The 17634-nt window shown below is 64.0% G+C and carries 16 protein-coding genes; 10 read left to right on the top strand and 6 right to left on the bottom strand.

Features of this window, described 5'->3' with window-relative positions; all coding sequences use genetic code 11:
• The first annotated feature begins 13 nt into the window (after positions 1-13).
• Complete coding sequence (locus J2X35_RS14465) at positions 14-1156, top strand: patatin-like phospholipase family protein (protein ID WP_056112347.1); 1143 nt, start codon at positions 14-16, stop codon at positions 1154-1156.
• Here J2X35_RS14465 and J2X35_RS14460 read toward each other — a convergent pair.
• Positions 1147-1740 carry a TetR/AcrR family transcriptional regulator gene (locus J2X35_RS14460; RefSeq protein ID WP_310186773.1) on the bottom strand — a complete coding sequence of 198 codons (594 nt, stop codon included), beginning with the start codon at positions 1738-1740 and terminating at the stop codon, positions 1147-1149. The genes J2X35_RS14465 and J2X35_RS14460 overlap by 10 nt on opposite strands.
• A gap of 114 nt (positions 1741-1854) precedes the next feature.
• Here J2X35_RS14460 and J2X35_RS14455 point away from each other — a divergent pair, with 114 nt between their 5' ends.
• The 6 genes from J2X35_RS14455 (at position 1855) to J2X35_RS14430 (ending at position 9974) form a co-directional block, all read left to right on the top strand.
• Positions 1855-2316, top strand: a complete 462-nt coding sequence (locus J2X35_RS14455) for a (2Fe-2S)-binding protein (protein ID WP_056116054.1) — start codon at positions 1855-1857, stop codon at positions 2314-2316.
• 1 nt (position 2317) lies between these two features.
• Positions 2318-4594 (top strand): xanthine dehydrogenase family protein molybdopterin-binding subunit, encoded by a 2277-nt coding sequence (locus tag J2X35_RS14450; protein ID WP_310186772.1) that lies wholly within the window; start codon positions 2318-2320, stop codon positions 4592-4594.
• Positions 4591-5199: a hypothetical protein gene (locus J2X35_RS14445; RefSeq protein WP_056112357.1), complete on the top strand. Its 609-nt coding sequence runs from the start codon at positions 4591-4593 to the stop codon at positions 5197-5199. Before J2X35_RS14450 ends, J2X35_RS14445 begins: the two co-directional genes overlap by 4 nt.
• Positions 5200-5353: 154 nt before the next feature.
• A complete protein-coding gene (locus J2X35_RS14440; protein ID WP_082542462.1) occupies positions 5354-6517 on the top strand; it encodes an efflux RND transporter periplasmic adaptor subunit in 1164 nt (387 codons plus the stop codon).
• Positions 6518-6552: 35 nt separating this feature from the next.
• Positions 6553-9720 carry an efflux RND transporter permease subunit gene (locus J2X35_RS14435; RefSeq protein WP_056112360.1) on the top strand — a complete coding sequence of 1056 codons (3168 nt, stop codon included), beginning with the start codon at positions 6553-6555 and terminating at the stop codon, positions 9718-9720.
• Between the two features lie 95 nt (positions 9721-9815).
• Positions 9816-9974: a DUF3309 family protein gene (locus J2X35_RS14430; RefSeq protein ID WP_082542463.1), complete on the top strand. Its 159-nt coding sequence runs from the start codon at positions 9816-9818 to the stop codon at positions 9972-9974.
• 58 nt (positions 9975-10032) lie between these two features.
• Here J2X35_RS14430 and J2X35_RS14425 read toward each other — a convergent pair whose 3' ends face one another.
• The gene (locus tag J2X35_RS14425; protein ID WP_310186770.1) at positions 10033-10986 is read right to left on the bottom strand and encodes an NAD-dependent epimerase/dehydratase family protein; all 954 of its coding nucleotides are present in this window, start codon (positions 10984-10986) and stop codon (positions 10033-10035) included.
• A 98-nt stretch (positions 10987-11084) separates the two neighbouring features.
• On the opposite strand from J2X35_RS14425, the gene J2X35_RS14420 reads away from it, so the two are divergent.
• Positions 11085-11972 (top strand): LysR family transcriptional regulator, encoded by an 888-nt coding sequence (locus J2X35_RS14420; protein ID WP_310186768.1) that lies wholly within the window; start codon positions 11085-11087, stop codon positions 11970-11972.
• Here J2X35_RS14420 and J2X35_RS14415 read toward each other — a convergent pair.
• The 3 genes from J2X35_RS14415 to J2X35_RS14405 all read right to left on the bottom strand — a co-directional run bounded on the left by J2X35_RS14415 (position 11957) and on the right by J2X35_RS14405 (position 14377).
• Positions 11957-13147: an MFS transporter gene (locus J2X35_RS14415; RefSeq protein ID WP_310186766.1), complete on the bottom strand. Its 1191-nt coding sequence runs from the start codon at positions 13145-13147 to the stop codon at positions 11957-11959. The genes J2X35_RS14420 and J2X35_RS14415 overlap by 16 nt on opposite strands.
• A gap of 110 nt (positions 13148-13257) precedes the next feature.
• Positions 13258-13566: a DUF1244 domain-containing protein gene (locus J2X35_RS14410; protein ID WP_310186764.1), complete on the bottom strand. Its 309-nt coding sequence runs from the start codon at positions 13564-13566 to the stop codon at positions 13258-13260.
• Between the two features lie 13 nt (positions 13567-13579).
• Positions 13580-14377 carry an N-formylglutamate amidohydrolase gene (locus J2X35_RS14405; RefSeq protein WP_310186762.1) on the bottom strand — a complete coding sequence of 266 codons (798 nt, stop codon included), beginning with the start codon at positions 14375-14377 and terminating at the stop codon, positions 13580-13582.
• A gap of 243 nt (positions 14378-14620) precedes the next feature.
• Between J2X35_RS14405 and J2X35_RS14400 the strand changes: the two genes are divergently transcribed.
• Positions 14621-15109 (top strand): DUF1036 domain-containing protein, encoded by a 489-nt coding sequence (locus tag J2X35_RS14400; protein ID WP_056116060.1) that lies wholly within the window; start codon positions 14621-14623, stop codon positions 15107-15109.
• Positions 15106-16539 (top strand): pyruvate kinase, encoded by a 1434-nt coding sequence (gene pyk / locus J2X35_RS14395; RefSeq protein WP_310186760.1) that lies wholly within the window; start codon positions 15106-15108, stop codon positions 16537-16539. Before J2X35_RS14400 ends, pyk begins: the two co-directional genes overlap by 4 nt.
• 13 nt (positions 16540-16552) lie before the next feature.
• Here pyk and J2X35_RS14390 read toward each other — a convergent pair whose 3' ends face one another.
• Positions 16553-17614, bottom strand: coding sequence for an alpha/beta hydrolase (locus J2X35_RS14390; RefSeq protein WP_310186758.1), 1062 nt, complete (start codon positions 17612-17614; stop codon positions 16553-16555).
• Positions 17615-17634 lie beyond the last annotated feature (20 nt).

The raw sequence follows: 17634 nt of genomic DNA, 5'->3' as shown, positions 1-17634 counted from the left end.
AAAGGACGACGCCATGGCCGACAACGGCAAGGCGGAGGAGAAAAAGAAGATCAACGTCGCCCTGCAGGGCGGCGGCTCGCACGGCGCCTTTTCCTGGGGCGTGCTCGACCGGCTGCTGGAGGATGGCAGGTTGGAGATCGCCGCGATTTCCGGCACCAGCGCCGGCGCCATGAATGCTGTGGCGCTCGCCGACGGCTTCGTGCGCGGTGGAACCGAAGGCGCTCGCGAAAGGCTGGAAGCGCTGTGGCGCTCCGTGGCGCGCAAGGGCCGCTTCAGCCCTGTGCAGCGCGCGCCCTGGGATGTTCTGTGGGGCAACTGGTCGATCGAGAACACGCCGGGTTATGTCTGGTTCGACACCATGTCGCGGGTGTTCTCACCCTATGTCGCGAACCCGCTCGGCCTTAATCCACTGGCGGAAGCGGTGGCGCACGAGATCGACTTCCGCAATGTGCGCGCCTGCAAGTCGATGCAGCTCTTTATCTCGGCGACCAATGTCGAGACCGGCCAGCTGCGCGTCTTTTCCGATGGCGAGATCGATCTCGATACGGTAATGGCCTCGGCCTGCCTGCCGCAGATATTCCGCGCCGTCGAGATCGACGGCGTGCCCTATTGGGATGGCGGCTATGGCGGAAATCCGGCGTTGTTTCCGTTTTTCAAGGCAGCCGAGAGCGACGACGTCCTGCTGGTCCAGATCAACCCTGTCGTGCGCGAAGGCACGCCGAAGACCGCCAACGAAATCCAGAATCGCGTCGATGAGATCACCTTCAACGCCGGCCTGCTGCGCGAATTCCGCTCCATAGCCTTTGTCAAGGAACTGATCGCCGCGGACCGCCTGCCGCACGGTGAATACAGAGACATCCGCATGCACCGCATCGATGCCGATGACGCCTTCAAGGATTTGTCGGCGTCGTCCAAGGTCAACGCCGAATGGGCGTTCCTCGAATATCTGTGCGACCTCGGCCGCACCGCGGCCAGCGACTGGCTGGAAACGAACTACGAAGCGGTTGGCAAAAGCGCGACGCTTGATCTCTCCGGCGAACTCGACGACGGATACAAGCCTGTGCAAGGCCCGGTGCGCACACCGAAGGCCGGCAACCGCGTCCGCGAATTTTTGGCGACCCGGCGCAAGCCCGCGGCGGTGCGCCGTCAGGCGTGAAGCGCGAGGTCGATGACCTTGACCAAAGCGGCGACCGCCTGACGCTTCTCTTCCACATTGCTGATGCGCGACTTCATACCTTCCAGCCCATCGAGCAGGATGTCGGCGAGCTGCGGCGCGGAAAAGCCTTTCGCCTGCAGGTCGATGCGATTGCCGGAGGCTTCCTCGTCTATGGCGTCCGCGATATGGCCGGCCAGCTGGTCGCGCCAGCACAGGGCGATATCGGCGACGATCGATTTCATGTCGAGGAGTTCAGCGCCGTGTGGAGAATCGCCGATTTCCTGCATCATGCCGATCAGCCCCACTTCGATCGCATCCGTCGCCCGTTGCGCGAAGGTGGCCTCGCCTTGCAGCGCAGCTTTGGCCGACTCGGCCGAACGTCCGAGCAGCATCATGGCGGTGGCGCGGTAGATGTCGGTCTTGTTCTTGAACAGCAGATAGAGCGCCGGCCGCGACATGTCCGCCGCCTTGGCGATGTCGTCCATCGTGGTCCTGGCGAAGCCATAGGTCAGGAAGGTCTTGAACGCCCCATCCAGCACACGGGCGCGTTTCGGGTCCTCGGTAATGTCTTCTCTTGCGCTCACGGCTCTTCCTTCGAAACAGCTTGTTGACAAAATGACGAACTTTGTCAAGATGTCCAGAAGTTGGCGATGAGCCGGCGGCTTACGAACTGCATGGACGACAACGAGGGTATCCCCGTGCGCCTAACCGTCGACGGACAATCGATCGATATCGACGCCGATCCTGAAATGCCGTTGCTGTGGGCATTGCGCGACCTTGCCGGCAAGACCGGTCCCAAGTTCGGCTGCGGCATCGCCGCCTGCGGCGCCTGCACCGTGCATGTCGATGGTTCGCCCGTCCGGTCCTGTGTGTTGAAGGTGGGCGAGGTCCATGGGCCCGTCACCACCATCGAAGGCATCGGCAGCGCCGAAAAGCTGCATCCGGTCCAGCAGGCCTGGCTGGAGGAGCAGGTGGCGCAATGCGGTTACTGCCAAGCCGGACAGATCATGAGCGCCGTGGCGCTGCTGGACGAGGTCCCGAGCCCGACGGATGCCGACATCGACAACGCCATGGGCGGCAATCTGTGCCGTTGCGGCACCTACCCGAAGATCCGCGCCGCCATCAAGCGGGCAGCCGCGCTGAAGACGGCGGGGGCCTGAGATGGCCAGCATCGGCAAGATCGCCCGCCGCACCTTCCTGATTGGCGCTGCCGCCGTCGCCGGCGGCGTGGCCGTCGGCTACTACTATTACCGCAAGCCCTACGCCAATCCGCTTGACGACCAGCTCGCGGCCGGCGAGGCGACCTTCAATCCCTATGTGAAGATCGCACCGGACAACACCATCACCGTCATCGCGCCTCGCGAGGAAATGGGACAAGGCGTCTCGACCACCCTCGCCGCCCTTGTCGCCGAGGAACTGGACGTGACGCTGGAACAGGTGCGGGTGGAGCACGGCCCGACTTCGAAAGCCTATTACAACGCCGCCATCCTGGAAGAGGGCGGTCCGTTCGCCTTCTTCGACGAGAGCACGCTGGCGGAAGCCACGCGCAACGGCATGGGCGTGGTGGGCAAGTTCCTCGGCCTGCAGGGCACCGGCGGTTCCTCGTCCATACGCGACGGGTGGGACAAGATGCGCCAGGCGGGCGCCGCGGCCCGCCTCATGCTGATCGCTGCCGCTGCACAGAAGCTGGGCGTTGCAGCCGGCGAACTCGAGACCGCCGACGGCAAGGTTCTGCACCGGCAGTCAGGCCGCACATTGACCTATGGCGAACTGGCTGCCGAGGCTGCTGCGAGGTCGCCGCCGTCCGAAGTCGCCTTGAAGGAGAAAAAGGACTGGAAGCTGCTCGGCAAACCGCAAAAGCGCGTCGACATGCTGGCCAAGGTCACCGGCGCGCCGGTCTTCGGCATCGATGTGAGGCTGCCGGACATGCTCTACGGCACCGTCAAGTTCAGCCCGCGCTTCGGCGCGGCGCCGATAAGGACTGACCTCTCCAAAGCCGAAAAAATGCCGGGCGTGGTCAAGATCGTGCCGCTGGAGACGACATACGGCCACGGCTTCGGCGTCATCGCGCAAAACACCTGGGCCGCCTTCAAGGCGGCTGAAGCGATCGAGGTCGAGTGGGGCAAGGCCGCCTATCCAGCCGATAGCGCCGCGATCGCGAAAACCCTGGCCGATGCCCTCGCCTCGAACGGCGGTTCGGCCATGCGCGACGACGGCGATGTCGATACCGCTTTCGCCGATGCGTCGCGCGAGAAGATCGTCGAGGCCGACTATTTCGTGCCGTATCTCGCCCACGCCACCATGGAGCCGATGAACGCGACGGCGCAGCTGAGGGACGGCGCGCTGGAAATCTGGTGCGGCAACCAGTCGCCAACGCTGGTGCGCGAGCAATGCGCCGCGGCTGTCGGCGTCGATCAGGACAGGGTCATCGTCCACACCGCCTATCTCGGCGGCGGCTTCGGGCGGCGCATCGAGATGGACTACGCGCTCTGCGCCGCGCTGATGGCCAGGGAAACGGAAGGACGACCCGTCAAGGTCACATGGACGCGCGAGGAGGACACGCGCCACGACACTTATCGGCCGGCTGCGCTCGGCAAATTCCAGGCGCGCCTCGGCGATGACGGCCTGCCGGTGGCGATCGACATGAAGATCGCCTCGCCGTCGATCATGGCCAGCGTTCTGCGGCGTCTGTACCCGTCCATCCCGGCGCTCGGCCCGGACAAGACCATTGTCGACGGCGCCTACAACCAGCCCTATACCGTGCCGGATTACCGCGTTACCGCCATTGCCGCGCCCATCGACATTCCAATCGGCTTCTGGCGCTCGGTCGGCAATTCCGTCAACGGCTTCTTCCACGAGGGTTTCCTCGACGAGATCGCCGTCGCCGGCAAGACCGACCCTGTCGAGTTGCGCCGCAAGCTGATGGCCGCCTACCCCGCCGCCGTGAAGGTCATCGAGAAGGTCGCCGAAATTTCGAAATGGAGTGAACCGCTGCCGGCCGGCAGAGCCAAGGGCGTCGCCTTCACGCAATCCTTCGGCAGCTGGGTGGCGGAGGTCGTGCAGATCGCCGACACGCCCGCCGGCATCCGCATCGAGAAGGTCTGGATCGCCGCCGATGTCGGCACTGCGCTCGATCCCGGCATCATCGAGGCGCAGCTCGTCTCGGCCGCGGTCTATGGCCTGTCCGCCGCCGTCAATCAGGAAATCACTTTCACCGACGGTGCGGTTGAACAATCGAATTTCCATGATTTCGACTGCATGCGCATCTTCCAGTGCCCGCAATTCGAAGTTGCGATCCTGGAGAACTACCACCGCATGGGCGGCGTCGGCGAAATCGCCACGCCGCCGGCAGCGCCGGCGCTCGCAAACGCCATTTTCGCACTGACCGGAAAGCGCCTGAGAAGTCTGCCCCTGTCCAGGGAGGTGCGCTTCGCATGAGACGGTTTCTCATCATCCTGACGCCTGCTGCCATGTTGGCTGCGAGCGTCCATCTCGCACCTGCACAAGAGGCCGCGCCGCCGCCTGCCCTGGCGGTGGACACGGCCGCCGGACTGCCGCAATGGCAAAAGGTCTACGAGGTTTTTTCGCATCCGCGCTGCGCCAATTGCCATGTCGAGGACGACCGTCCGCGCTGGTCCGGCGCGCATTATGGCGCAACCCGCGTTCATGCCTTCAATGTCCAGCGCGGCACCGATGGTTCCGGCTTCGGCAATCCGGGCCTGCGCTGCACGACATGCCATTTCTCCAGCAATTCCAACATCTTGCATGGCCCTCCGGGGGCGCCAAACTGGCATCTGGCGCCGGCTGAAATGGTCTGGTTTGACAAATCGTCCGCCGAGATTTGCGCCCAGGTCAAGGACCCGGCCCGCAATGGCGGCCGCACATTGGCCGAAATCGCGGTGCATGTGCGCGACGACAAGCTGGTCGGCTGGGGATGGGCGCCCGGCCCCGGTCGGGAGCCCGCGCCAGGCTCCGCCGAAGAGACCTACCAGGCAATAGAGGCATGGTCGAAAGCCGGCGCTCCATGTCCGGCAATTGATTAGCCTTATCAACTTTTCTGACTGTTTTGCAGTGCAACTATCGCGTAGAAAAACCCCGCCGATCACGGCAATTTGAACAAGGCCCAGCCGAACCCCATATGCGGCGGCGCCAGACCTTAACGGTGCTGACCGGTCATCGCACGCTGGATTAGAGAACATGCGGAATTTCAAGTTTCACAAGCTCGCAGCTATTGTCGTGCTCATCGCCTTCGCGGCCTGGGTCGCCACCGGAGAATTCTCTTCGGTCGGCAGCGCCACCAACAGCGATGCCGAAAAGACGGACAATGCTGTCAAGCCGGCCGCGCAGCAGAACGCCGCCGAGCCGGAGAAGGCGCCGTTGCGCAAGGTCGGCGTCGTCGTGCCGCCGCGCAGCGAACATGCCCGCGCCATTCGCATCTCGGGCCTGACGGAAGCAGACAAGCGCGCGGTGCTTGCCACGCGTGTCGGCGGCGTCATCGAGAAACTGCCGGTCAAGCAGGGCCAGCGCATCAAGGCCGGCGACCTGATCCTTGCGCTTGCCGCCGAGGAAAAGCAGTCCGCCGTGGCCAATGCCCAGCAGGTGCTGGTGCAGCGCCGCGCCGAGCTCAAGGCCGCCGAACGGCTGGCGCAGACGGGCAATATTCCAAAGCTCCAGCTCGATACGGCGCGCTCGGCCATGGCCGCGGCTGAATCACAGCTCGACGCCACCGAACAGGACCTCGCCCGCAACGAAGTGAAAGCGCCCTTCGATGGCATCGTCGATCGTGTTCCCGTGGAACTCGGCAGCGCCGTCATGCAGGGCGGCGAAGTCGCCACCGTGCTCAGCCTCGATCCTGTCATCGCGCGCGGCGAGGTCAGCGAACGCGACCTCCGCTATCTCAAGACCGGTGACAAGGCGAATGTCCGGCTGGTCAGCGGCAACAATGTCGAGGGCACGGTGCGCTACATCAGCCGCGATGCGTCGTCGGCTACACGCACCTTCCGCATCGAGATCGCCATTCCGAATGCCGACGGCGCCATTCCAGCCGGCATGACCGCCGAGATAACGCTGGCCGCCCAGCCGACCGACGCGGTCGTTCTGCCGCGCTCCGTCGTCACCCTCGGTGACAAGGGCGATCTCGGCATCCGCGCCGTCGATAAGGACAACAAGGTCGTCTTCTATCCGATCGATCTGGTCGACGACACGCCGCAGGGCCTGGTGCTGGCCGGCATTCCCGCCGGTGCGAAGGTAATCGTACAGGGGCAGGATCTGGTCACGGAAGGCATTCAGGTCGACGCCGTCGATGCTGATCCTGCCGCGCTCAAGAAGCTGTTGGAAGACGCCGGGGCATCGACAAACTAGTCCTCCGGGACGCCGAACGAACTGCAGGTCAAACCATGGATATCGTCAAGCTTGCGATCAACAATGCGCGATTGACATTGTCGGTCCTCGTCTTCCTGATCATTGCCGGCGCTGTCGCTTACAAGAGCGTGCCGAAGGAAGCCGAACCCGACGTCGCCATTCCGATCATGTATGTGAGCCTCGTCTATCAGGGCATCTCGCCGGAAGACGCCGAACGTCTTTTGTTGCGACCGGTCGAATCGCAGCTCAAGAGCCTCAAGGGGCTCAAGGAGATGAAGTCCAACGCCTATCAGGGCGGCGCCAATGTCATCGTCGAGTTCGACCCGTCGATCGATCTCGGCGACGCGCTGATCGACACCCGCAACAAGGTGCAGGACGCCAAGCGCGATCTGCCGAGCGGCGTCGAGGAGCCGACCGTCAACGAGGTCAATCTGTCCGAATTCCCGGTGATCTTCATCTCGCTGTCGGGCGACATGCCGGAGCGCGCGCTCACCACCGCGGCCAAGACGCTGCGCGACCGCATCGAGGAAGTTCCGGGCGTCCTGGAAGGCGAAATCCAGGGCTCACGCGACGAACTGGTCGAGGCCATCATCGACCCGATGCGGCTTGCCTCATACGGGCTGCGCCTCGACCAGATGATCCAGGGCATCGGCCAGTCGAACAGCCTCGTCGCAGCTGGCGCCATCGAAGGCGCGGAAGGCAAGTACGCGGTCAAGGTGCCGGCTTTGATCGAGACCCCGGAAGATGTCGCCAACCTGCCCGTCGTGGCTGGACCCAATGCCGTCGTCAAGGTGCGCGACCTCGCAACCGTCCGCTCGACCTTCAAGGATGCGGAAACGATCTCGCGCATCGACGGCAAGACCGCCATCACCATCGCGGTGAAAAAGCGCATCGGCGCCAATGTGGTCGAGACGATCGAAGGTGCGAAGAAGGTGGCGGAGGAATTCGTCGCCCAGAACAAGGCGACCCTTCCCGATCTGAAACTGACCTACACCCAGGACAAGTCGACCTTCGTCAACCAGCTTCTCAACGACCTGCAGAACCATGTGATGATCGCGGTCATCCTGGTTTTCATCGTCATCCTGTACGCCTTGTCGGGCCGCGCTTCCCTGCTGATCGGCCTCGCCATCCCGTCGTCGTTCCTGATGGGCATCCTGCTGCTGGCGCTGATGGGCTACACGATCAACATGATCGTGCTTTTCTCGCTGATCCTCGCGGTCGGCATGCTGGTCGATGACGCGATCATCGTGACCGAATATGCCGAGCGCCGCATGGCGGAAGGCATGAACAAGGTCCAGGCCTTCGAGGAGGCGGCCAAGCGCATGGCCGGCCCGGTGATCGCGGCGACGCTTACCCGTATCGCGGCCTTTTCGCCGCTGCTGTTCTGGCCGGGGATCGTCGGCGACTTCATGAAGTATCTGCCGATCACGCTCATCGTCACGCTCGCGGCGTCGATGGCTTATGCGTTGATCTTCGCGCCGTCGATCGGCGCGATCATCGGCAAGGCGCCGAAGCATGAAGAAAAGCATCGCGACGGACTGTACATGGGTATCGTCAAAAAGGCGGTGCATTTCCCGATTACCGCCGTGGTGCTGACCATCGCCCTGCTTGGCGGCGGCATGTTCGCCTATGTGAAATTCGGCAATGGCGTCGAGTTCTTCCCGGCGGTCGAGCCTGACTACGGCCTTCTCTACGTCCATGCGCGCGGCAACCTGTCGCTGAAGGAGATGGATACCGCCACCACCATCGCCGAACAGAGGATGCTCGGCTGGCCCGGCCTCAAATCCGTGCTGACCAAGGTCGGCAAGACGCGCGGCGGCCAGGACATTCCCGAAGACGTCATCGGTGTCATCAACTACGAGTTCGTCGATTGGCGTCAGCGTAAGCCGGCGCACGCCATCCTCGACGATCTGCGCAAGGCGATGGCCGGCATTCCCGGCGTCGACGTCGAGGTCCGCGTACCGGATGCGGGACCGCCGACAGGCAAGGCAATCCAGGTCGAGCTTTCGGCGACGGATCCCACCGGCCTTAACGATTACGCGAAAAAGGTCGCCGGGGCGGTCGCCAAGGTTCCGGGAGTCATCGACATGACCGACGGCTTGCCGCCACCGGGCGTCGACTGGAACCTCGTCGTCGATCGCGCCAAGGCCGCCCAGTACAATGTGTCGCCGACGGCGGTCGGCACGGTCGTGCAGCTGGTCACGACGGGCCTGAAGCTGACCGACTATCGTCCGCCGGGCGCCGACGACGCCGTCGATATCAGGCTGCGCCTGCCAGAGGATCGCCGCACGCTGTCGTCGCTTGACGAGCTTCGCGTCGAAACCGCCGAAGGCTCGGTGCCGATCTCGAACTTCGTCACGCGGAGTCCCGAACAGACGGTCGGCATCCTCAACCGCATCGACGGCAAGCGTACCATCACCATCCAGGCGAATGTCGCCAGCGGCTTTCAGGTCGCCGAGGTCCAGGCCGCCGTCACCAAGGTCGTCGGCGAGATGGCGCAGCCGGGCATCGACTGGAAACTGGCCGGCTCCAACGAGGACAGCGCCGAGGCGGGCGCGTTCCTGGCCAAGGCCTTCGGCGCGGCGATGTTCCTGATCTGCATCGTGCTGCTGGCGCAGTTCAACAAGTTCACCAGCGTGTTCCTGGTGCTGACCTGCGTCGTCATGGCCATCGTCGGCGCCCTGCTCGGCATGCTGCTGACGGGCCAGACCTTCGTCATCGTCATGTCCGGCATCGGCTTCATCGCGCTGGCCGGCGTCGTGGTGAACAACAACATCGTGCTGATCGATACCTACGACCGGTTGCGCGAGGAAGGCTGGGACAAGCTCGAAGCCGTGCTGCAGACCTGCCGCGAACGTGCGCGGCCGGTGGTGCTGACGGCGTTGTCGGCCATTCTCGGCGTGCTGCCGATCGCCTTCGGACTGGGCCTGGAAATCTTCCACCGCGAGACGACGATCAACGCGCCGTCGACGCAGTGGTGGATCGCGTTGTCCTCGGCGATCGTCTTCGGCCTGTCCTTCGCCACCGTTCTGACGCTGATCGTGACGCCGTCCATGCTGATGATCTTCACGCGCAGCAACGACAGCAAGGTCCACGCTTTCTTCCGCCGCCTGTTCAAGCGCGGCAAGGGCAAGGTGTCGAGCGAAGCCGAGCCTCAGCTCTCAACCGAAACGGATGTGGCCTACCCCAAGGCCGCCGAATAGGGATCTGGCTAACAACGCAAAAAGGCCGTCCGGGAACCCCGGACGGCCTTTTCGCATTGTTGTGTCATTGCAACATTCCCAAGCGAGGGCTTGTCATGACGCTTAGTACACTTCTCATCATTATTTTGGTTCTTATCCTCATTGGCGCCGTTCCAAGCTGGCCTTATTCGCGCAGCTGGGGCTATGGCCCGTCCGGTATCGTCGGCGTGATTCTGGTCGTGGTGCTGATCCTGCTTCTCATGGGCCGGATCTGACCCATTTCCCGAGTACTCGAGCGGCGGATGCTTGCCGGCATCCGCCACTTTTTTGCTGTCAGGCTGCCTGCGATTCCACCGGCAACAGCGCAAGATCACGCAGCGCTTCCCGCGCCGCCTGATCCAGGGGTGTTCGGGGGATTTCGCCGATGAGGCTTGCCAGGCGGTCCGACGCAAGCCGGTGCGCCTCGAACCGCAGATAGGACATCGACACGATGGCGCGCCACATCGGCACGAACGGGCTGCCGGCGCGGAGCACCCACCATGGCATCGAGGCCAACTTGAGCGGCCGGACCATCGTCTTCTCGACCGCCGCCTTCATCTCCAGTTCGGTCACGGCATGGCCGGGTAGATGCAGCGCCTCATAGGCACCCATCCTGTCCAGGTTCTGCGCCAGCATCACGAACCCGCGGGCGAAATCCGGCAGATAGACCCACTCATGGACAAGGTCCACCGGTCCGGCGGCGGTATAGACGCCCTTTTCAACTTTCGAGGCCGTCACCAGGTCGAACCATGAACCGGTCCCCTTGCCGCCGAAGAAATCGCCGGCCCGCAGCAGCACGGTGCGGACGCGACCGGCTTCGGCTTCGCTGCGGAAAAGCGTTTCCATGGCGAGGCGGATGCGCCCCTTCTCCGTCGTCGGATGCTGCGGCGTCTCTTCGGTCAGTACGGCGGGGATGGGCGAGCCGTAATTATAGACGGTGCCCGGAAACAGATGCACCGCACCGTTGACCGCGCAGGCCGCCATGACGTTTTCCGCCATCGGCAGAACGCTGCTCCAGTCCGAATAAACCGGGCTCAGCCCGTTGAAGACGATGTCGAACCCTTGCGTTGCCTGGGTCAGCGCCTCCCGGTCGAGCGCGTCGGCCGTGATGGCAGTCACGCCTGCGAGTTCAGCCGGAAGCTTGCCGCTCCGGGTCACGCCGCCGACATCGTAGCCGGCGTCGAGAAAGGCCTTTGCCACGGCGCGGCCAAGCCGTCCGCTCGCGCCGAGAACTGCAATGCTGGTCATGTCTTTGCTCCATGTTGCGTTGGGAGCACAGATATGATCGTATCGAATACGAATGGATATTCTCCAAAACTGTCTTCTTGTTATTCATATTTGAATATATGACTGATTTCGACTGGAACCTGATCCGAAGCTTTGTCGCCGTGGCCGAGACCGGCAGCCTGTCGGCGGCGGCGCGCCGTGTGGCCCTGAGCCAGCCGACGCTCGGCCGCCATGTCGCCGATCTCGAACAGGCGCTGGGCGTGACGCTGTTCCGGCGCGGCCGGCGCGGCTACGCCCTGACCGAGGCCGGTCTCGCTCTTTATGAACGCGGCAAGGCCGTGAACGAGCACGCCACGGCATTTTCGCTTTTGGCGCTGGGCTCGGTCGAGGCGATCGAAGGCACGGTCCGCATCGCCGCATCGGAAGTCGTGGCGGCCTATGTGCTGCCGCCGATCATGGCGCGGCTCGGCGTCGAGGAACCGGGCATCGCGGTCGAGATCGTCGCCTCCAACCAGATCGAGAACCTGCTGCGCCGCGATGCCGACATCGCCATCCGCATGGTGCGGCCTGCGCAGAACGAACTGGTGGCGCGCAAGGTCACCGACATCGAACTGCGGGCCTGCGCTGCCACATCATATCTGGAACGCCACGGCCGGCCGCTCCAGCCCGCCGACCTCCTCGGCCACCATCTCATCGGCTTCGACCGTGGCGACGATATCATCCGTGGCTTGAACCAGATCGGCGTGGCGGTGACGCGCGATTCCTTCCGCTTCCGCACCGACAACCAGATCGTGCTGTGGGAGGCGGTGCGCGCCGGCAACGGCGTCGGCATCGGGCAGGAGCCGCTGGCCCGCCGCGACCCGCTGATCGAAATCGTGCTGCCGGATATGCCGCTGCCCGTCCTGCCGGTCTGGCTCGCCATGCACCGCGACGTGCGCACCAGTGTGCGCCTGCGCCGCGTCTCTGATTTCCTCTTCGAGGAACTGAAGCTTTATGCGGCCGGTTGAGGGGCGAAATCGGCGGAGCGGGCCAGTTCCGACATCAGGCAGACGATCACCAGCAGGCCGGACAGCGCGATGAAAACCGGCGAGAAGCCGGTATGTTCCGCGACGAAACCGATGGCGGAGGGCGCCATCAGGATACCGCAATAGCCTATGGTGGTGACCACGCTCATGCCGGTGCCCGACGCCATGCCCGGCTGGTTGCCGCCGGCCGAAAAGGCGATCGGCACCATGTTGGCGATGCCGAGACCGGTGACGGCGAAGGCGGCGATGACCAGCCAAGGCCATGGTGATAGCCCGGCAACCAGCATGCCGCCGGCGGCGATCAGGCTGGACACCCGCAAGGTGCGCACCGCGCCGAAGCGGTTGCGGACACCGTCGCCGGCAAAGCGCATCAGCGCCATCGCGCCGGAGAAAAGCGCAAACGCGAGGCCCGCCGTGGCGAGATTGCTGCCAAGCTCCTGCTGCAGGTAGAGCGCCGCCCAGTCGAGCACCGCCCCTTCCGGCACCATCGAGAACAGCGCCATGACGCCGACCAGATAGACCGCCGGGTTTCTCGGCAGGGTGAATTTGTGATGTTCCTGCGCCTGCGGCGTCGGGTCGGTGACCAGGTAGCGCGCCGCCGCCACCAGGATCACCGCGGCGACGATTGTGACGGTGCCCGCATGGGCGAGGTGGCCGAACGTCTGGATGAAGAAACCGCCGATACCACCGCCGGCAAAGCCGCCAAGGCTCCAGAACCCGTGCGAGGAGGACATGACCGCCCTGGATAGCCGGCGTTCGACGGCGACCGCATTGGCGTTCATGGCCACGTCCATGCCGCCGATCAGCCCGCCGAACAGGAACATCGCCGCCGCCGCCAGCGGCACGTTGGACGCCAGCGCCACCAGAAGCAGGCCGAAGACGCAGACCGTCGCGAAGCCGCGCAGGACGGCGCGCGACCCGTGCTTCGACATCAGGTAGCCCGACAGCGGCATGAAGGTCAGCGCTCCGATGCCGAAGACCAGGATCAGCAGGCCGAGGGTGAATTTGCTGATCTCGAGCCGCGCCAGAAAAACCGGAATCTGCGGCGCCCAGCTGCCGGTCAGGAAGCCGTTGATGAAGAACATCGCCGCCACGGCCCAACGGCCGCGAAAAGCGGATTGCTGAGCTGCGGATTGCAGGGGGGTTGATGCAGGCATGAGGGGATCCGGCGGTTAAATCGAATTGGTGGGCAAATTAGATCGATTCAATTGCCAGTCAAGACGGCGGATGCCACAACTCTTGGACCAGATCGAGGGTAGTCCGTTATTCAGTGATCCTTCGGGCGATTGGTCTCGAAACCGGCTTTCTGCGCCTCAGACGCCTCCGTCTGATGCCGCGCCTGCCATTCGGCATAGGGCATGCCGTAAACGATTTCGCGCGTGTCCTCCTTCGAAAGATCGATGCCTTGCGCCGCCGCCGCTTCGCCGTACCAGGTCGACAGGCAGTTGCGGCAGAAGCCGGCGAGGTTCATCAGGTCGATATTCTGCACATCGGTGCGCTGGCGCAGATGCTCGACCAGCCGGCGGAAAGCCGCCGCTTCCAGATCGCGTTTCTGCTCTTCGCTCAAACTGGTCATGAACCTTGCTCCGTCACAGCGGGCCGGTGCGCGAACCGAACCGTCTCACCTCATGTATATCGGAACGGCGATTCACCGCGTCAACGATCGGCGCCAATCTCCGCGCCCAGGCGAGCGCGCTCTGCTGGGTGGCGATCAGGTCCTGCCGGATTTCGATGAGCGCGTGCGCATAACCGTTGACGACGGCGTGCCGGTACATCGTGTCGCCGCGCAGCGCACCGTCATAGGGCTCATTGTCCCCGACCGTCAGGCTGCCGTCCGCCGCCAGCCCATCGATCAGCGGCCGCGCCGCCCGGTCGTCAAGGTCCCACAACAGGCCGACATGCCACGGACGGATATGACCCTGCATGGTCGGGGTGAAGGAATGAACCGAAAAGACGAAGGGTGCCGCCCCGCTCGCCCCCGCGACCGAGGCCACCATGGCGCCGACGGCGTCATGATAGGGGCGGTAGAACAGGTCGAGCCGCCTCTCCCGCTCCTCGTCCGACATCGGATAGTTCGCCGGCACGATGGTGCCGTCATAAAGCTGGCGAATGAGCGTCGGGTCGTCCTCGCCGCGGTTGGGGTCGATCAGCAGCCGCGAGAACGTCGCGAACACGGCAGGCGCATCGAGCAGCGCGGCAAGCTCGCGCAGGACCATCTCCACGCCGATGTCGTAGGCGATATGGCGGTCGAACTCCGAAGCCGGCAGACCGAGATCGCCATACTCCTCGGGAAGATTACGGCGCGCATGGTCGGCGACCAGAACCAGACCCCGCTTGCGGTCGCCTTCGATGGTCTCGAACGGCGCAAAAACTGTGGATCGGGTCATCGGCGGGAAAAATCGGTCGGGTTCGTTGCGCGATTGCTGCTAACCTCATTCCACGAAGCGGACAGACGCGCAACGCCGTTGTTTGGCCAAGGTTTTTGCAGAATCTGTCTGTGGGTTTGCCGGGCTGATGTCTGCTTGCGACTAAATCGATTGATTTTACGCAAATCGCCGCGTTGACATGCGCCCGGACATTTCCGAAAAGGGCGTCTGAACATGCTTACATCGTTCTTCAAGGGCTTGAGAATGACCATCGCCGGCAGGCCGCGCGCGGGTAGAACCTTCGCTGGACATCTGGCGTTTTTCGCCATTCTGCTGGCGCCGCTTGCCGTTGCGACACCTGCCAGGGCCGATTTTCGCGTCTGCAACGCGACGCAGAACCTCGTCGGCGTCGGCATCGGCTATCGCGCCAAGGCCGGCTGGATCACCGAAGGCTGGTGGCGCATCGAAGGTTCAAGCTGCAAGACGCTGATTGAGGGACCGTTGTCATCGCGGTTTTATTATCTTTATGCAGAAGACGCCGAACGCGGTGGCCGCTGGGATGGGCCGATTTCGATGTGCGTGGCGGAAAAGGAATTCAAGATCGCGGGCGTGACCGATTGCGTCGCCAGAGGCTTTCAGCGCGCCGGATTTCAGGAATACGACACGGGTGAGCAGGCGAGCTGGATGGTCCAGCTGACCGATCAACCCGCAACGGACGGCGACAGCGCCGCCCCCGGAAGCAATGGTCAATGAGACGTAGCCGCAAGGTCAAGATACTCGCGACGGTAGGTCCGGTCTCCTCCGACGAGGCCATGCTGAAAAAACTCTTCGAAGCGGGCGCCGACGTTTTCCGCATCAATATGAGCCATACCGACCACGATTTGATGCGCACGCTGGTCGCTCGCATCCGCTCAGTCGAGGAGGCTGTCGGCCGACCGATCGGCATTCTGGCGGATTTGCAGGGCCCCAAACTGCGTGTCGGCAAATTCGCCAACGGCAAGGAAGCGCTGAGCACTGGCCAGACCTTCACGCTGGACAACAATCCTGAACCCGGCGATGGCAGTCGCGTTTTCCTGCCGCATCCCGAAATCCTCGCTTCGGTTGAAGCCGGTCACCGCCTGCTGATCGATGACGGCAAGGTCGAGTTGAAGGCGATCAGGACCGATGGCACCTCCATCGTTTGCACGGTGATTTCCGGAACGGCGATTTCCGACAAGAAGGGCGTCTCGCTTCCCGACACCGAACTGCCTGTCGGCGCCCTTACGCCGAAGGACCGCACCGATCTGGACGCCGTGCTCGCGGCGGGCGTCGACTGGGTGGCGCTTTCCTTCATCCAGCGTCCCGAGGACCTTGCCGAGGCCCGCAAGATCGCGCGCGGCCGCGCCCTGCTGATGTCGAAGATCGAGAAGCCGCAGGCTGTCGCCAGGCTGGCCGAGATCATCGAATTGTCTGATGCGCTGATGGTGGCCCGCGGCGATCTTGGCGTCGAGATGCCGCTGGAGGCAGTTCCCGGCATCCAGAAACAGATTACCCGCGCCGCGCGCCGCGCCGGCAAGCCGGTGGTCGTCGCCACCCAGATGCTGGAATCGATGATCTCGGCGCCGGTTCCGACGCGTGCCGAGGTTTCGGACGTTTCGATCGCCGTCTTCGAAGGCGCCGACGCCATCATGCTTTCAGCCGAATCCGCCGCCGGCGCCTATCCGGTTGAAGCTGTGGCCACGATGAACCGCATCGCCGAGAAGGTCGAGCAGGACCCGCTTTACGCCGGCATCATCAACGCCCAGCGCTCGCAGCCGGAAGCCACCGGCGCCGATGCCATTTCGCTCGCCGCGCGTGAGATCGCCGAGACGCTGAAACTGTCCGCCATCATCACCTATACGGCCTCGGGCGCCACCGGCCTTCGCGCCGCGCGCGAAAGGCCACAGGTGCCGATCATCGCGCTCTCCCCCATCCTGAACACCGCGCGGCGGCTGTCGCTGCTGTGGGGAACGCACTGCGTCGTCTCCCCGGACGCAACCGACCTCGACGACATGGTCGAGCGCGCCTGCCGCATCGCGGCGGAGGAGAATTTCGGCAAAACCGGCGACCGCGTCATCATCACCGCCGGTGTTCCGCTGCGCACGCCCGGCTCCACCAACATGCTGCGCATCGCCTATATCGGGTCGCAGATCCCCGGCCGGTAGCTGGTGCCCTGATTCAGGTCGGCGCCAGTTCACCGTCCGTTGCGGGCATATCGGCGCACCTGCCCCGGCCAAAAGAATCACCGGCGATGCGGGCTTCTACCGCCTGCGCAACCGCTTCCAGGTCGCGGTCCTTGCCGGCAAGCTTCTCGATCGAGGCGACCACCAGGTCGGGAGCGATCCAGTCCGGCTTGTGGCCGAGATTGCGCACCCACACCAGTTCCGATCCCGGTATGTCACGGGCCAGCCCGCCCGAATGCAGTTCCTCATAGACGACGCTGTCGCGATCGCCGGAGAGGATCACTGTCGGCGCCTTGATATCACGATAGCGCGGCTGCAGGGCCAGCACGCTGTCATACAGCCCGGCGACATCGGTGGCGTTGGCGCGGAAGGCCGCCGGCCGCAGAACGAGCGGTATCGATGCCAACTCGCCATAGTTGTCAGGCGCGTTGTTGGGCGCGAAGACGCAGCGCATGGCGGCGTCGAGTTGGAACAGCCCGGCCGGATAGGTCAGGGTTTCGGTGAACAGGCGTCCAATGACCGGCAATTTCGCCACGTCATAGTACCATGACGTCGCGCCGCCCGGCCACGGATGGGTGGCGGCCGCTGCGAAGACGAGGCCGAGCGTCTTGTCGCCATGTTCGACGCCGAACGCGGCCGTCACCGCCCCGCCGAACGAATGCCCGACGACAATCGCCTTTTCGATGCCGAGCCTATCCATCAACTTCGCCAGCGTATTCGCCTGCGCCGATGGATTGTCGTTGTTTCCGCGCTCCGACCAGCCGAAGCCCGGCCTGTCGAAGAACAGCATCTCCGCCCTGCCCTCAAGCAGCGGTCGCAGCGGGAGCATCTGGTCCTTCAGGTTGGCGCTGGCGCCATGAATGAAAACGACTGGCGGCAGGTCGGGATTCGCAGGTCCGTTCACATGCACATAGTGGATGCGCGCCCCATCGATGTCGGCAAAGGCGCCGATCGGCGGATTGCGCCGCTCGATCAGCCACGTGCCGACACGCGTGGTGCCGACGAGAACGAAAACGATTGCTGCGAGAAAGGCCAAGGCCGCATAGACGAGATTCATGACGAGGAGATACGGCGCCG

Origin of the sequence: Mesorhizobium sp. BE184, from assembly GCF_031457045.1 — a bacterium.
Classification (GTDB): domain Bacteria; phylum Pseudomonadota; class Alphaproteobacteria; order Rhizobiales; family Rhizobiaceae; genus Mesorhizobium.
This window is presented reverse-complemented; position numbering and strand designations above follow the sequence as displayed.

Excerpts from the sequence above, each read along its gene's own strand:
- J2X35_RS14410 (WP_310186764.1), bottom strand. The coding sequence starts at position 13,566 with ATGACCAGTTTGAGCGAAGAGCAGAAACGCGATCTGGAAGCGGCGGCT.
- J2X35_RS14440 (WP_082542462.1), top strand. The coding sequence starts at position 5,354 with ATGCGGAATTTCAAGTTTCACAAGCTCGCAGCTATTGTCGTGCTCATC.
- J2X35_RS14420 (WP_310186768.1), top strand. The coding sequence starts at position 11,085 with ATGACTGATTTCGACTGGAACCTGATCCGAAGCTTTGTCGCCGTGGCC.
- J2X35_RS14435 (WP_056112360.1), top strand. The coding sequence starts at position 6,553 with ATGGATATCGTCAAGCTTGCGATCAACAATGCGCGATTGACATTGTCG.
- J2X35_RS14415 (WP_310186766.1), bottom strand. The coding sequence starts at position 13,147 with ATGCCTGCATCAACCCCCCTGCAATCCGCAGCTCAGCAATCCGCTTTT.
- J2X35_RS14450 (WP_310186772.1), top strand. The coding sequence starts at position 2,318 with ATGGCCAGCATCGGCAAGATCGCCCGCCGCACCTTCCTGATTGGCGCT.
- pyk (WP_310186760.1), top strand. The coding sequence starts at position 15,106 with ATGAGACGTAGCCGCAAGGTCAAGATACTCGCGACGGTAGGTCCGGTC.
- J2X35_RS14425 (WP_310186770.1), bottom strand. The coding sequence starts at position 10,986 with ATGACCAGCATTGCAGTTCTCGGCGCGAGCGGACGGCTTGGCCGCGCC.
- J2X35_RS14405 (WP_310186762.1), bottom strand. The coding sequence starts at position 14,377 with ATGACCCGATCCACAGTTTTTGCGCCGTTCGAGACCATCGAAGGCGAC.
- J2X35_RS14390 (WP_310186758.1), bottom strand. The coding sequence starts at position 17,614 with ATGAATCTCGTCTATGCGGCCTTGGCCTTTCTCGCAGCAATCGTTTTC.
- J2X35_RS14400 (WP_056116060.1), top strand. The coding sequence starts at position 14,621 with ATGACCATCGCCGGCAGGCCGCGCGCGGGTAGAACCTTCGCTGGACAT.
- J2X35_RS14430 (WP_082542463.1), top strand. The coding sequence starts at position 9,816 with ATGACGCTTAGTACACTTCTCATCATTATTTTGGTTCTTATCCTCATT.
- J2X35_RS14445 (WP_056112357.1), top strand. The coding sequence starts at position 4,591 with ATGAGACGGTTTCTCATCATCCTGACGCCTGCTGCCATGTTGGCTGCG.
- J2X35_RS14465 (WP_056112347.1), top strand. The coding sequence starts at position 14 with ATGGCCGACAACGGCAAGGCGGAGGAGAAAAAGAAGATCAACGTCGCC.